This is a genomic window from Marinobacter sp. 1-3A (assembly GCF_016597775.1).
GTDB lineage: Bacteria > Pseudomonadota > Gammaproteobacteria > Pseudomonadales > Oleiphilaceae > Marinobacter > Marinobacter xiaoshiensis.
The window spans coordinates 194,148-209,049 of the sequence record NZ_VCGZ01000007.1 but is presented as its reverse complement, the minus strand read 5'-3'; the positions used below and the strand labels follow the sequence as shown (position 1 = coordinate 209,049).

Below are 14,902 nucleotides of genomic sequence, written 5' to 3'. Positions count from 1 at the left end.
CTCCGGCAGGGTCATTTACCTATCTGTTTTACAGGGCTGCCGCACGCTCTTCAGCCTGGCTTGCCCCTGCCAGATTCCCCCGCGCCCTGCGGATATCAGCCAACAACAACCAACCTGCGCGCTGCAGCCGAGTATCACTCCCCGCAAGAGACAGTCCCTTCAACGTAAACTGTTCTGCAGGCCCAAGCTTATTACCTGCCACATAGGCTTCCGACAATTTAAAATAAACCTCTGCAGACCTCGGCGCGATTCTTTGCGCTCGCTCCAGCCGAACAATGGCCCCTTGAGCGTCGCCACTTTTCAGCAGAGTGTCCGCTTCGCGAACGAGGCTGAGTGCGGCAGGTGAAAGCGCATCCCCGGCATCCTGATAACTGGGTTTGCTACTACGCTGGGGCTGCTGTTCTGGCTCTCGGTTTTCCGTCTGCTCACTTTTTCGCCAGACTTGGGTTTCGTCTTTTCCTTCAGTCGTCTGCGGTGGTTCCGGAGCACGGTCAGAGCCCCCTGCAGGCACGTAAATTGGGCCTCCCGGCCCAGTTGCGCAACCCGCCAGGCTCAGAAATGCCGCCAACATACCCGCTTGAAATACACCTTGCCTACTCATTGGAACAACCCTTCAAACCAGCCTCGAATTTTCCGCTCCAGGGTACCAGAGCATGACACTCGCTGTGTCGGCTCACTACCCGATATAAACGGCAGAAGGCGCGCATTATCGCAATACTCGTCGGTTAGTGCCTGTTTTTCAGGATTTACCCAATGATAGCTGACACCATCGGGGACTACCGGGGAGAAACCATGCTGTGGTACTTGTGCCATAAATCGTGACCAAACAGGCAAGGCACCAGTAGCGCCGGTAAGCGCGGTGGGCCCATTATCGTCCCGGCCCACCCAGGCAACCGCCAGCAAATCTCCGCTGAAGCCGGCAAACCAGGAATCGCGGCCATCGTCGGTTGTTCCGGTTTTACCGGCCAGCGTAAGCTCCTTGGGAACTGAATAGTATGCCGAGCGCCCTGTACCCTCTTGCATGGTTTCTTGCATTGCATACTGCAGCAAATGCACTGCAGCGGGGTCTGCCACCTGATCCACCTCAAGGTTATACCGTGAAAGTGCCCCACCGGCTGAATCCGTCACTTCTCTGATCGTGCGTAACGGCGTATTGAATCCGGATGTCGCCAACCCCTGATAGATTTGGGCGACCGTGACCGGGCTCATAGCCACAGAACCCAATAGCATGGAAGGGTACTCAGAAATTGGCGTAACCACACCAAAGGCCCGCATGGTTTTAATAACCGCCGGGACACCCACGTCCAGGCCGACACGCACTGCCGGCAGGTTATAGGACTTCGAAAGCGCACGGTGCAGGGGAACTTCGCCGCGCTCCTCGCCATCGTAGTTTTTCGGCTGCCAGCGCCGCCCATCATCAAATTCAAGCGTGAAGGACTTATCCAGTACCGGTGTCATCAGAGTGTAACGATCCGGCTGTTCCAGAGCAGTCAGATAAGTAAACGGTTTGATGAGGGACCCTATCGGGCGATTGGCATCCAGAGCCCGGTTAAACCCGGCGAACTGCGGGTCTTTGCCACCAACGAGAGCCAGAACTTCGCCACTATCTTTGGCGGTGACTACAAGCGTCGCTTCCAGGGCTTTGCCGACTTCACCGCTGGCTAGCCTTGGCAAGGTATCAGTAACGGCATACTCAGCTGCGTACTGAATAGCCGGGTTCAGGGTGGTAAAAATGCGGAGACCTTCGCTGCGTAGATCCGCTTCTTTGTAGTCCCTCGCCAGATGCCGCCGAACAAGGTCAATATAAGCGGGATAGCGGTTCTCCGAATACGACGGCTTTGCGCTAACACCAAGTGAGAGGCCACGAGCGCGGGCCGCTTTTGCCGAATCAATCAGGCCGGCGTCCTCCATCTCACTGATAACCAGATTGCGGCGCTGAGTCGCTCGCTCCGGATGCCGGCGGGGATTGTAATAGCTCGGCCCTTTAACCATGCCCACAAGCAAGGCAATCTGGTGCACATCCAGATCTTTCAACGACTCACCAAAATAGAACTGGCTGGCCAACCCGAATCCGTTGATGCTGCGAGTCCCTGCCTGTCCCAGGTACACTTCGTTCAAGTATGTTTCCAGTATGTCGTCTTTCTCGTAGTGCCATTCGAGCAAGATTGACATCAAGGCTTCATTACCTTTGCGCAACAGGGTCTGATCCCGGGTAAGGAAAAAGTTTTTAACCAACTGCTGTGTGAGGGTGCTGCCGCCCTGAACGATTTGCCCAGCGCGCATATTGGCCAGCATGGCACGGCCTATAGAAGCCGGTGCAATTCCAAAGTGGCTATAAAAATTGCGATCTTCCACTGCCATGAGGGCTTTCGGCAGCAGCTGAGGAACCTCTTCCAGGCGCACCAGTATGCGATCTTCTTTGTGTGCCGGGTAAATGCCACCAATACGCGCAGGTTCGAGCCTTACAATTGCAGCGCTTTCACCGGAGGATACGGAAAAACCCTGGATGCGATCGCCATATATGTTCAAAGAAAGTGTTCGTCTGGGCTCACTACCATCCGGAAAACGGAAGCCGCGGGTGCTGATAATAAAGTGGCCACCGTTGCGCCGGTAACTCCCGGGTTTTACTCCATCACCCTTGCGATATCCCGCAAGAGCCAATTCCCGCTCCAGTGACCCAGAACTCACACCAGCACCATCGTAAAGTTCCAGGGGCCGTGCATACACCCGGGAAGGCACTTCAAATCGTCGCCCCTCAAACCGGGATGTAACGACAGCGTCCAGATAAACCATCCAGCAAGCCAGTAGCACTAGGCCAATGGCACTCACGCGCATGAACAATTTCCAGAACCAGGGGCGGCGTCCATTCCCGGCATTTTTTTTCCGGGGCTTCTTATTGGGCTTTTTTGCAGAGGAGCTGTTTTTTTTCATGGGCGGATTATAACGAAGCCTGTACAAGATAAGGCAGGCCAACTATGTGTTATTTCTGTAACCTGCCCGTTATGATGGGACGATAAAAATTCAATAAGTTCAGGGAAGCGAGGAGCACACCGTGAGTGAAACATCCCCAGGCAATCTGTTGCTGGCAATGCAGAACCCCGCGTTGTACCACCACCCGGTAGATGGATTTCAGATCATCGAAACCCACATCTCTCAGGTGATTCTAACGGGCCAGTATGCCTACAAGATCAAAAAACCGGTAGATTTCGGGTTTCTTGATTTCTCCACGCTGGAACTCCGCAAGCACTATTGCGAAGAAGAGCTTCGCCTGAACCGGCGCTTGGCAGAACCACTCTACCTCGAGGTACTTCCAATTACTGGTAGCCCAGAGCAGCCTGTTATCGGCGGCGATGGTGAACCGTTTGAGTACATGCTGAAAATGCGCCAGTTCCGTCAAAACCAGCTGCTTGACCAGCAACAGGAAGCCGGCGAACTCAAACCGGAGCTGCTATCCAGTCTGGCGAAACAGGTAGCAAACTTCCATAACAACCTTGAGCCGATCGCAGACGACAAGCCGCTGGGCACGCCAGAAGCAGTGTATGCGGCCATGCAGGAAAACTTTGACCAGATTCGGCCACTGATCAGCGATACCTCCCTGCTCAGCCAACTCGACAACCTCGAAGCCTGGACCCAAACCACCTTCGAGCGTCATCGCGACTTGATTGCGCAACGTCGAACAGACGGCTATGTGCGTGAATGCCACGGCGATCTGCACCTCGCCAACATCACTGTGTACGAAGGCAGAGTAACGGTGTTTGACTGCATCGAATTCAACGAGCCCTTCCGCTGGATTGATGTCATAAACGATCTTGCGTTTTTACTGATGGACCTGGAGTCCCGGCGCGAACCGGCGCTGGCCAATCTGGTTCTGAACACCTATCTGGAATACCGCGGCGATTTCGAAGCACTGCCCCTCTTGCCACTGTACAAGGCGTATCGCGCGCTGGTCAGAGCAAAAATTGCCCTGTTCACCATGGGTAACCCCTCCCTTACGGAGCAGGAAAAAGAAGGGTTGATGCAGCACTACCGCGACTACGCTCAACTTGCAGAAGATTACAGCAACATTCCAAACCGCTACCTGTTGGCCACTGTTGGCCTCTCTGCCAGCGGGAAGACCTGCGTCAGTGCAGCCATGTCAGCCGAATTGGGCCTGATCCGCCTGAGATCCGACGTAGAGCGCAAGCGGTTGCACGGGCTGGCCCCATTAGAGGACAGCCAGTCGCCCACCGGGGCAAACCTGTACTCTCCCGAAGCCAATGAGAAAACCTACGTTCGGCTTGCCAAACTTGCCAGCGACCTGCTCGCGGCCGGATTGCCTGTCATCGTTGATGCCGCCAGCCTGAAAGAAAAAGAACGCGCTTTGTTTGCCGCAGTAGCTGAGAGTCAGGGAGTACCTTTTGCTCTGATTCACTGCGAAGCGCCTGAAGCCCTGCGCAAGGAGTGGGTCCGCAACCGCAAAGGCGATGCGTCTGAAGCCACAGTAGAATTATTGGACGCACAGAAGGACTGGTTTGAGCCCCTCACTGCCGAAGAAACAAGCTACACAGTGCACCTGCGCAGCGATCAGGAACACGTGGCTGAAGCTGTAGCAGACCGAATAAGGCAGCACTTCGGCCTGCCACGCGGGTAAAAACCTGCGCATCGGGCTCGCGAAAAGCGGTTAATACGCAATACTCGTAAAGAACACGAGCAAAACAAAATAAGGAACAACCATGGAAATCGACGCAGTACGCCAGATCAAAGATCCGCTCTACGATATGCTTCGCCAAGAAGATGTTGCTGCGTTCAACAAAGAAAAACTCACACGAACGGATTTGCCGAGCTTCGCACGCGGTGATTTCCGCGGGCTCGACCTGCGTGGGCTGGATGCCAAAGGACTGGACTTCCGCCATGCCTACTTCCGCGGGGCGGACTTGCGAGGTATCAACTTCAGCCGGACGGCGATGGAAGGCGCCAGTATTGCTGGCGCAAAAATTTCCGGATGCTTTTTCCCCCGCAGGCTTGATGCTTCCGAAATCGTGATGTCGCTGAACCACGGCACGCGGATGCGGTACAGCGCCGAAAAATGAGCAGCACACAAGCAACCCCTTGGCAGGCAGTATGCGCTCAGGCGGACCTGGAGGCGGGGCGTTTTGTCGAATTCACACTACCCCGCATCGAGGCCGACCCTGCAAAGTACTCCGACACCTTGCCACCTGCCGGCTTTGCATTCCTGGATGGCTCCACTCCAAGAGCCTACTTGAATCAATGCCCTCACATGGGCGTCGAGCTGAACTGGAAACCCGGCAGTTTTATGGACACAGATAAACTGTTTCTTCAGTGCTCAACCCACGGAGCCCTCTTCAAGCCCCAGGACGGAGAATGCATTGCCGGCCCCTGTCAGGGCGATGCACTCACCGCACTGGATACTCGAGTGGTTGCAGGCGTTCTGGAAGTCAGATTTCCAGAATAACCGGAACAGATTCCGAAAGCGCCAAGCCACCCGACGGATCACCATCATCACCGGCCAGGTTTGCCCGATAGGCCAGGATTTCTACCCCGGCATCACATGCCTGCCGCAACAGTTGTCCGTATTCAGGGTCGATATGATCTGCAGGCCGCACGGTTTCGATCCCCGTGTGATTCACCACAAAAAACAACACTGCGCGATCACCCAAAGCAACCTGAGCCATGAGTTCTCGCAAATGCTTCTGCCCGCGGGTAGTAACTGCATCCGGGAAGAAGCCCTGCCCGGAGTCCTCAAGCGTGACGTTCTTAACTTCTACCCATGCATCCGGCTCCGACCCATGGCCGGATAGCAGCAAATCTATCCGGCTTTTCTCTTCGCCGTACCTCACCTCCGACCGGGTATGGCTATAGCCGGTAAGCTCATTGATACGCCCAGCCTCAATGGCTTCACGCGCCTGTGCATTAGGCCTTGCGGTATTCACACACGCCAACATGCCAGGTGCCGTTTCTACAAGCTCCCAAGTGAACGGCAACTTACGGGCGGGGTTATTGCTGCGGCTAAGCCATACCCGGCCATCGGCTGGCTGGCAGCCCAGCATAGAGCCGGTGTTCGGGCAGTGGGCCGTTACTTCCTCGCCATCAGGCAGGCGCACATCGGCCAGGAAGCGTTTGTAGCGTTGAATCAGGCGCCCTTCTATCAAGGGTTCCGGGAATTTCATAGGCTCTCCAAATACCAAGTAGGCATCACAGGGCTGGCACCTCCGTGACTTATCTGCTATTTTCCGCAAAATCCCGTTTTAGGACGACTGCTTCATCCAAGTTATAACCGCGCCGCGGCGGGGGCTGGCGCGCAGGGAAGCACAGCGTTCTTGTGAGGAATATAAAAAGAGGCCGGGTCATATGGCAACCACAGCAGACCAAACACGCGAACGTTTCACCAACTTCACCCCTTACGAAATGAAAAAGGGTGAAGACTACATGAGTGCCGACATGCGGGAGCACTTCAAAGAGTTGCTGCTGCAATGGAAGCAGGAACTTATGGAAGAAGTGGATCGCACCATGCACCACATGCAGGAAGACGCAGCAAACTACGCGGATCCCAGCGACCGCGCAACCCAGGAAGAAGAGTTCAGCCTGGAACTGCGTACCCGCGACCGTGAGCGCAAACTGATCAAGAAGATTGACCAGACCATCGATCGCATCGACAAAGACGACTACGGCTTTTGCGATCAGTGCGGTGTAGAAATAGGCACTCGTCGCCTTGAGGCGCGCCCGACAGCAACACTGTGCATCGATTGCAAAACTCTTGCCGAAATCCGCGAGCGCCAAACTGGCATCTGATACGGCAAACCCGACCTGGCCGGCGCAGCCTGATGAGGCACAGCCGGCCACTGTGTCCACTCCATGACCAAACCGCACCAATACCGGGGTCGTTTCGCCCCCTCACCCACTGGCCCACTGCACTTTGGCTCTCTGGTTACTGCTCTGGCAAGCTACCTGGAAGCCAAATCCCGGAACGGCCAATGGCTGGTCCGCATTGAAGATCTTGACCCACTGAGGGAACCTCCGGAGGCGACCGGCCAAATTCTGAACAGCCTTGACGCCCATGGGCTTTTTCCTGACGAACCGGTACTTTTTCAGTCTCGCCGTCATGCTGCCTATCAGGCAGCCACGGAGCAACTACTCAGTAAAGGTTTTGCATACCGCTGCAGTTGCTCGCGCAAACAGCTTGAAGCACATAACGGCAGACACCCTCTGCACTGCAGGGAAGGCGGCAGCAAAAATGTCAACCAGCCTTTTGCCATACGCTTTGCGCTAAAGAACGAGATCTGCCACTGGCAAGATCAGTTATTGGGACCCCAAACACAGGTTGTTCGCGCAGAAATCGACGACCCGGTGATTGTGCGCAAGGAAGGCTTTTTTGCCTATCAACTCGCAGTGGAAGTAGATGATATTGAGCAAGGCATTACTGATGTAGTCCGGGGCTCCGACCTGCTGGACATGACAGCACAGCAAATACAGGTATACCGGGCGCTGGGCGCAAAACCGCCACGATGGCTGCACATACCTGTGATTGTTAACGAGCAGGGACAAAAGCTCTCCAAACAAAACCACGCACCCGCCCTGGACAACCTCACCCCGGTCAAGAACCTGTGCTCCGCTTTGGTTGCTCTTAATCAGCAACCCCCTGGATTCTTGCAGCATGGGTCGGTGAACGATCTTCTTCAATGGGGCTGCACCCACTGGAATCGAAGGGCCGTTCACCTGACATCCCGGTGACTGCCGTGGTATAAAGCCATTCACAATCCTCTGCGCGGATCGCATGCCGGATGTATATCTATCGCCTGGTTTTTTTGCTGGTTCTGGCCATCTATATTTTTTCGCCCAACATTCTTGATTGGTGGACCGCACCCGGGAATGTCTGGTACAGCCCCTTTGTGATTTGGGCCGCTCTGATTGCTGTCGGCTTCTGGCTCGAATGGCGACGGGATCCCAATGAGTTTTAGCGCTCCCGGGCTACTGCTCGCCAGCCTCCTCTACCTCATGCTCCTGTTCGGCATTGCCTGGAGTACCGAACGCGGCATCATTCCCCGTCGCTGGGTACGGCGCCCACTGGTATACACACTCAGCCTCGGCGTTTACGCCGGCATATGGGCAGTGTATGCCGCAGTCGGACTGGCAGCGGAATCCGGATACGGCTTCCTTGCCTATTATCTGGGTATCAGCGGTGCCTTTCTATTAGCCCCGGTACTACTTAACCCCATCATGAGAATTGGCCGGGCCTACCAGCTCACCTCCCTTGCCGATTTGTTCGCCTACCGCTATCGCAGCCAATGGGCAGGCACGCTGGTTACTCTTTGCTCAGGCCTTGCCATCCTGTCGCTTCTGAGCATGCAGATACAGGCGGTATCGACATCAGCCAGCATTCTTGCCCCGGATACTTCTCCTCACCTGATCAGCATTATGTTCAGCTTGATTGTTGTGCTCTTCGCCATGCTGTTTGGCGCAAGACGCAATCAGGAAATGGAAAACCACCCCGGCCTGGTGGTGGCCATTGCCTTTGACTCCCTGGTAAAACTGGTCGCTCTGCTAGTGATTGGCGGCGTTGTGCTTTTCAGTGTGTTTGGCGGCATGGCTGGCCTTGAAACCTGGCTGACTGACAACACCACGCCCGCAACTGCGATGTCCATGAGTATTGACGATGGCAGCTGGCGCGCACTGATGCTGATGTCGTTCGCCGGGGCGCTGGTGTTACCCCACATGTACCACATGACTTTCAGTGAAAACCCCTCACAAAAGGCACTGGCTAAAGCCAGTTGGGGGCTACCGCTCTATCTCCTGCTGTTAGGCATTCCCGTACCGCTGATTCTTTGGGGTGGCCAGGAACTGGCTGTGACCACCGGCCCCAACTTCTACAGTCTGGGCATTGCCCAGGCCCTGGAAAGCCCGGTACTGACAATGCTCATGTACATTGCAGGGCTGTCGGCCGCCAGTGGCCTGATGATCGTAAGCACTCTGGCTTTGGCTGGCATGGTTCTCAACCATGTTGTCCTGCCCCTGAAAACCCCTAAAGATCAAGGCGATATCTACCGCTGGCTGCAGTGGGTCAAGCGCATGCTGATTGCCGCTATCATCTTTTTGGCTTTACTGTTTCATGAAACCCTTGGCAAGAATCTGGACTTGTCCATTCTCGGGGCAATATCCCTCGCGGGAACACTACAGTTGCTGCCTGGCGCCTTGGGCGTCATCTACTGGCCGGAAGGGAACAGGCGAGGTCTGATTGCCGGGTTGCTAACCGGTTTGGCTATCTGGCTGATCACCTTGGTGCTGCCATTCTCCCACACCGCTAACCTGCTGGGCTGGCTGAACGCTCCGATAGTTCCGGATTATGGCAACTGGCACATCTTCACGTTTGTCAGCCTTACCGCGAACATTACCGTGTTTACCCTGACCTCGATGCTGAGCTCCAGCTCAAACGAAGAAACCAGTGCAGCCCAGGCCTGCTCCATGGGTGCCTTGTCACGCCCCCAGCGCCGCGAATTACTGGCAAGTTCGTCAGACGATTTCGAGCGCCAGTTGGCTGAACCTCTTGGTTACGATGTTGCCAAACGCGAAATAGAGCGCGCTATCGGGCAATTGAAATTGCCGAGCGTGGAATACCGCCCCTATCAGCTGCGACGACTGCGGGATCAGATCGAAATCAACCTGTCTGGCTTGCTTGGCCCGTCGGTCGCTCGGGATATGGTTAAGCGCCATCTTGGATTCAAACCCATGGCCCGCGGCGGCACCGCTCAGGATATTCGCTACGTAGAGCGCGCGCTCGGTGATTACCAGAACCAGCTAACAGGGCTGGCCGGAGAGCTGGACACTCTACGTCGACATTACCGGCAAACCCTTCAAAATCTGCCTATTCCTGCCTGTTCCGTTGGTGAAGACGGCGAAATATTGATGTGGAACCAGGCCATTGAAGAGCTCACCGGTATTACAGCAGACGATGTAGTTGGCGCACGGTTAATGGCCCTGCCCGATCATTGGCACCACCTGCTTGATGATTTCAACAAAGGTGAAGATCTGCACCGCTACAAACACCGCCTGGATCTGCGAGGCCGCCCCCACTGGCTGAACTTGCACAAAGCGGCCCTGAGCGGCCCTGATCACCCGGATGGCGGCAGCGTCATTCTGGTGGAGGACCAAACTGAAACCCGCCTACTGGAAGATGAGCTGATGCATAGCGAACGGCTGGCTTCCGTAGGGCGTTTGGCCGCAGGCGTTGCCCACGAAATCGGCAACCCGGTAACGGGTATATCTTCCCTTGCCCAGAACCTGAAGCTGGAAACTGACAACCCGGACATCCTTGAGACCGCCAGTCAGATCCAACAGCAAACACGCCGCATATCAGCCATTTTACAATCGCTAATGAACTTCGCCCGCACGGGCAATCATTCCAGAACCAACCGGTATGAGCCTGTAAGCATCCGCCGCTGCGTAGATGAAGCCAGTAACCTCCTCTCCCTCAGCGATAAAGGAATGGGCATAAGCTACATAAATGACTGCCCCGACACGCTGCAGGTTCTGGGCGACGAACAACGGCTTGTACAGGTCTTTGTCAACCTGTTGGCCAACGCCCGTGATGCCTCACCCGATGGTGGCTCAATCCAGGTGACTGGCAAGCAAGACGGCTACTCGGCTATCATCGAGATCATTGATCAGGGCTCGGGCATACCCGCAGACCAGCTTGATCATGTATTCGAGCCCTTCTATACAACCAAGGCGTCCAACAAAGGAACGGGCCTTGGTCTGTCACTGGTGTACAGCATTATTGAAGAGCATTATGGGAATATTCAGGTTGAAAGCCCTGCCAATACCCAAACCGGGCTTGGCACCTGCGTACGATTGAAGTTGCCTGCTTACGAGCCGGAGACAGACTCCGCCACCACTCGCCCGAACGAAAGGTTCTGAGACTGCCATGCCCCGTATTTTGATCGTGGAAGATGAAGACATTATTCGCTCCGCTGTTCGCAAACTGCTGTTACACGCGGGCTATGAGGTTGAAGATGTCGGCTCGGTGGAAGAAGCCGAACAAAACCACGATCCTGACCAGTTCGACCTGATCATTTCAGACCTGCGCCTCCCCGGGGTTGCTGGTACCGAGCTGATCAACCGTGCGCCAAACACACCCGTGTTAATCATGACCAGCTACGCCAGCCTGCGCTCAGCAGTGGACTCCATGAAAATGGGTGCCGTGGAATATATCGCCAAGCCTTTTGACCACGATGAAATGCTGGCCGCCGTAGAAAGCATTCTTGCCCGCACTGCCCCCACGCCCAATGGAAACCAAGGCACCCCAACGGCAACAGAAAACAGTGACCCGGCCAGCATCATGTACGGCCAATGCGAGCCTATGCAAAGGGTGTTCACGCTTATTCGCAAGGTAGCACCAACCGAGACAACCGTACTGGTTCAGGGGGAGTCGGGTACCGGTAAAGAGCTCGTGGCCCGCGCACTTCATCTTCTCAGTCCCCGTGCTACAAAACCGCTGATCTCGGTAAACTGCGCGGCCATTCCCGAAAGCCTCATCGAATCCGAACTGTTCGGACATGAAAAAGGCGCTTTCACCGGCGCAGTGTCCGCCAGAACCGGCCTGATCGAAGCTGCGGATGGCGGCAGTTTGTTCCTGGACGAAATTGGTGAGTTGCCTGCGGAGGCGCAGGCACGCTTGCTACGGGTTCTGCAGGAAGGCGAAATTCGCAAGGTGGGCTCAACCCAGAGCCAAAAAGTGAATGTGCGCATGATAGCGGCCACCCACCGAAACCTGAAAGCAATGACCCGCACCGGAGAGTTCCGGGAAGACCTCTACTATCGCCTGAACGTAATGCAGATACGGATTCCGCCGCTGCGTGACCGCCAGAGCGATATTCTGGGCCTTGCCCGTCGCTTTCTAGTCACCCAGGGCAGCAAAGTGGGCCGACCCAACCTGAACCTGAGCCCCGAAGCCATGCGAGCACTTGAACGGCACCGCTGGCCGGGTAATGTGCGGGAGCTGGAGAATGCCATCGAGCGCGCCAGCATCCTCAGCGATGGGGACATCATTACGCCGTCGCTGCTGGATCTCGATAGTGAGGGTGGTGATGAGTACATCCCCGAATCATTGGTCGCAGGCAACAATGAGCAACTCCAGGCTCGGGAACCCGATAGTGCAAACGACCTGTCCCTCGAAGACTACTTTCAGCATTTTGTCCTGGAAAACCAGGATCGCATGAGTGAAACCGAGCTGGCTCAGAAGTTGGGCATTAGCCGGAAATCCCTGTGGGAACGGCGACAGCGCCTTGGCATTCCGCGGAAGAAGACCTCTGGGAACTGACCTCCCGCAAAGGTCGAGCCCCTCCACCGTCAAGCCATAGTATGAACCGCCACTCAGATGTTACCGCATGTTCCTCTTGGTAACACTTCCCAGAGAAAGCACAGCTAGTGGGTAACACTTATATCGAGTACGGGGTAACACTTACATCATGAAAGCCCCCAACCATCTGTTAATTAACGATATTTAAATTTTGGCACAGCAACTGCAATCTATTTAAGCGCACGACAACAAAAACAACAGTGACAATGCAGCGCCTCAACAAAAACAAAAAGCTGCGGGAATGCGTTCAGCAACAAAAACAAAAATAGAACGTGAGCGAACTGAGTGTTTTGGGTACTTTGCTTTTTTGGTAGTCCCTTGGCTTGTGTGAGTTGTAGAGATGCAGAGAAGAATCACCCTTGAGGTGACGCAGCACCTACCAATAACTTGCTCGATGTCTTTGACTGCTCATTGTGTTCAAAGCTTTCCGTTTGCACTACTGAGAAGCCCTGGTTTTGGGGATACACAGTGGGGTAAAAAAACGAAGAAAAATCCCGAACAAAAATAAAAACAATGCAGATCGTCAACGTTTTGAGGGCGGATTCGTGTAAGCGAATCCGCCTTTTGATTATTCGGGGTATGCAAGATTCCACGGCAAACGTGTGCAAATCCTGCTCAAACCGTTAAACTCTCGGTTTTGCTCAACGCAACCACGGATTTCAATGTCAAAAACACTTTCCTCCATTTTCGAGCAATCCGTCGATAAGCTCCGCTCCTTCATCCCCGGCAACGGGAAAAAAAAGGCTCGAGCCTACCAACGACGCGAGATTCCCAGGGATCAGCACAACGTCTCACGTTCTGTTATCAGTGAGCCCGCCAAGAAGGTTCTCAGCCGACTCAACAGCTCCGGCTATGAGGCATACCTTGTTGGCGGAGGCGTACGCGACGCGCTCCTTGGACGACAGCCCAAAGATTTTGACATAGCCACCAACGCCACCCCGGAGGAAGTGCACGACCTGTTCCGCAACTCCCGACTCATAGGCCGGCGCTTTCGGATCGTTCACGTTGTTTTCGGGCGCGAGGTTATCGAAGTAACTACCTTCCGCGGCAATGCGACAGACGCAGATGACAGCAACACGGATGATGATCGCAAAACCAGCGAGCATGGCCTGTTACTGCGAGACAATGTTTACGGCAACCTCGAAGAAGATGCACTGCGCCGGGACTTCACCGTCAACGCACTTTATTACTGCATCCGGAACTTTACCGTTGTCGACTTTGCAAACGGCATGGAAGATCTCCAAAACCGGCAACTCCGGCTAATTGGCGACCCCGAAACCCGCTACCGCGAAGACCCTGTGCGCATGCTTCGCGCAATCCGCTTCGCCGCAAAGATGGATTTTGACATTGAGCCCGAAACAGAAGCACCCATTCGGGCACTGGCACCATTACTGACTCACATCCCACCAGCGCGCTTGTTTGAAGAAGTTCTGAAGCTGTTTTCAGCCGGCTACGGCGAAGCAACCTACGAGCTTCTCAGCCACTACAACCTGCTGGAACCACTATTTCCTGAAACCGTCAAAGCCATCGAAGCCGGGGAGTCGGATGAACTGATTCGTCAGGCATTGCGCAATACCGACAGCCGTATAGCCCAAGGGAAGTCCGTCACACCCTACTTTTTGTTTGCCGCCATGCTCTGGCCTGCGCTGCAAAGAGAATGGAACCACCGCCAGGATAACGGCGACCCGGTGCAGCCAGCTCTGCACGGTGCAATCGGCAAGGTCATTGGCCGCCAGGTACAGGCAACGTCTATACCCAAGCGTTTTTCTGGCCCCATGAAGGAAATCTGGGAACTCCAGATGCGCCTGCCCCGCCGCCAAGGCAAGCGAGCGTTTGTAACCATGAGCCACCCAAGATTCCGCGCCGCCTACGACTTCCTGCTGGTCAGGGAAGATTGTGGTGAGATCGAGCCAGGTCTGGGCCAGTGGTGGACAGAGTTTCAGCGTATGGACGAGCGTGGCCAAGAGCGCATGCTTTCAGAACTCAGCAGCGACGCCCCTAAAAAGCGCCGTCGCCGCAAACCGGTAAAGCGGCCTGCACCCTGATGAAAACCGATGCCTTCATTGGCCTGGGCAGTAATCTGCAAGAGCCCGTCGCCCAGCTGGCAAGGGCGGTTGCAGAACTGGCCGCCCTACCCACGACAACACTGGTCGCACAATCGCCCTTTTACGCCAGTAGCCCTGTCGGCCCCCAGGATCAGCCAGATTTCGTGAACGGTACCGCGTGGATTTCCACCGAACTTGAGCCCCACGCCCTGCTCGACCAACTTCAGGCCATTGAACAGGCCCACGGGCGGGAACGGCTGGAACATTGGGGGCCCCGCACGCTTGATCTTGACCTGCTGATATTCGGCAACCAGGTTCTGGATGACGACCGGCTTACCGTTCCCCACCGAGAGCTCCCCAACCGGGATTTTGTCCTTCAGCCGCTTTTGGACCTGAATCCGGGCCTGAAGTTGCCTGACGGCACCACAATCGCTAACTTGAGGGCACAATGCCCTGACAACCGGTTGCGCAAACTTCCACCTCGGGATTACCCTTAGCAGTTACATAG

13 protein-coding genes are annotated in these 14,902 nt (G+C 55.3%); 10 read left to right on the top strand and 3 right to left on the bottom strand.

Features of this window, described 5'->3' with window-relative positions; translation table 11 throughout:
- Positions 1-28 precede the first annotated feature (28 nt).
- Positions 29-601, bottom strand: coding sequence for a tetratricopeptide repeat protein (locus FE848_RS12880; protein ID WP_200203608.1), 573 nt, complete (start codon positions 599-601; stop codon positions 29-31).
- Positions 598-2,931 carry a penicillin-binding protein 1B gene (mrcB, locus tag FE848_RS12875; protein ID WP_200203606.1) on the bottom strand — a complete coding sequence of 778 codons (2,334 nt, stop codon included), beginning with the start codon at positions 2,929-2,931 and terminating at the stop codon, positions 598-600. Before mrcB ends, FE848_RS12880 begins: the two co-directional genes overlap by 4 nt.
- 157 nt (positions 2,932-3,088) lie before the next feature.
- On the opposite strand from mrcB, the gene FE848_RS12870 reads away from it, so the two are divergent.
- The 3 genes from FE848_RS12870 (at position 3,089) to FE848_RS12860 (ending at position 5,452) form a co-directional block, all read left to right on the top strand.
- Positions 3,089-4,630, top strand: a complete 1,542-nt coding sequence (locus FE848_RS12870) for a bifunctional aminoglycoside phosphotransferase/ATP-binding protein (protein ID WP_227715339.1) — start codon at positions 3,089-3,091, stop codon at positions 4,628-4,630.
- Positions 4,631-4,712: 82 nt separating this feature from the next.
- Positions 4,713-5,069 (top strand): pentapeptide repeat-containing protein, encoded by a 357-nt coding sequence (locus tag FE848_RS12865; protein WP_200203602.1) that lies wholly within the window; start codon positions 4,713-4,715, stop codon positions 5,067-5,069.
- Positions 5,066-5,452: a Rieske (2Fe-2S) protein gene (locus tag FE848_RS12860; protein ID WP_200203600.1), complete on the top strand. Its 387-nt coding sequence runs from the start codon at positions 5,066-5,068 to the stop codon at positions 5,450-5,452. Before FE848_RS12865 ends, FE848_RS12860 begins: the two co-directional genes overlap by 4 nt.
- Here FE848_RS12860 and sfsA read toward each other — a convergent pair.
- Positions 5,436-6,167: a DNA/RNA nuclease SfsA gene (sfsA, locus tag FE848_RS12855; RefSeq protein WP_200203591.1), complete on the bottom strand. Its 732-nt coding sequence runs from the start codon at positions 6,165-6,167 to the stop codon at positions 5,436-5,438. The two genes, FE848_RS12860 and sfsA, sit on opposite strands and share 17 nt — an antisense overlap.
- Before the next feature lie 181 nt (positions 6,168-6,348).
- On the opposite strand from sfsA, the gene dksA reads away from it, so the two are divergent.
- The 7 genes from dksA (at position 6,349) to folK (ending at position 14,891) form a co-directional block, all read left to right on the top strand.
- Positions 6,349-6,789, top strand: coding sequence for an RNA polymerase-binding protein DksA (gene dksA, locus FE848_RS12850; protein ID WP_200203589.1), 441 nt, complete (start codon positions 6,349-6,351; stop codon positions 6,787-6,789).
- Positions 6,790-6,852: 63 nt separating this feature from the next.
- Entirely contained in the window at positions 6,853-7,728 is an 876-nt protein-coding gene (gluQRS, locus tag FE848_RS12845; RefSeq protein WP_200203581.1) for a tRNA glutamyl-Q(34) synthetase GluQRS, read from the top strand.
- Positions 7,729-7,778: 50 nt separating this feature from the next.
- A complete protein-coding gene (locus FE848_RS12840; RefSeq protein ID WP_200203579.1) occupies positions 7,779-7,955 on the top strand; it encodes a hypothetical protein in 177 nt (58 codons plus the stop codon).
- Entirely contained in the window at positions 7,945-10,908 is a 2,964-nt protein-coding gene (locus FE848_RS12835) for an ATP-binding protein (protein ID WP_227715328.1), read from the top strand. Before FE848_RS12840 ends, FE848_RS12835 begins: the two co-directional genes overlap by 11 nt.
- Positions 10,909-10,915: 7 nt before the next feature.
- Positions 10,916-12,310, top strand: coding sequence for a sigma-54-dependent transcriptional regulator (locus tag FE848_RS12830; RefSeq protein WP_200203577.1), 1,395 nt, complete (start codon positions 10,916-10,918; stop codon positions 12,308-12,310).
- Between the two features lie 701 nt (positions 12,311-13,011).
- Positions 13,012-14,394: a polynucleotide adenylyltransferase PcnB gene (pcnB, locus tag FE848_RS12825; protein WP_227715327.1), complete on the top strand. Its 1,383-nt coding sequence runs from the start codon at positions 13,012-13,014 to the stop codon at positions 14,392-14,394.
- Complete coding sequence (gene folK, locus FE848_RS12820) at positions 14,394-14,891, top strand: 2-amino-4-hydroxy-6-hydroxymethyldihydropteridine diphosphokinase (protein ID WP_200203576.1); 498 nt, start codon at positions 14,394-14,396, stop codon at positions 14,889-14,891. Before pcnB ends, folK begins: the two co-directional genes overlap by 1 nt.
- The last annotated feature ends 11 nt before the right edge of the window (positions 14,892-14,902 follow it).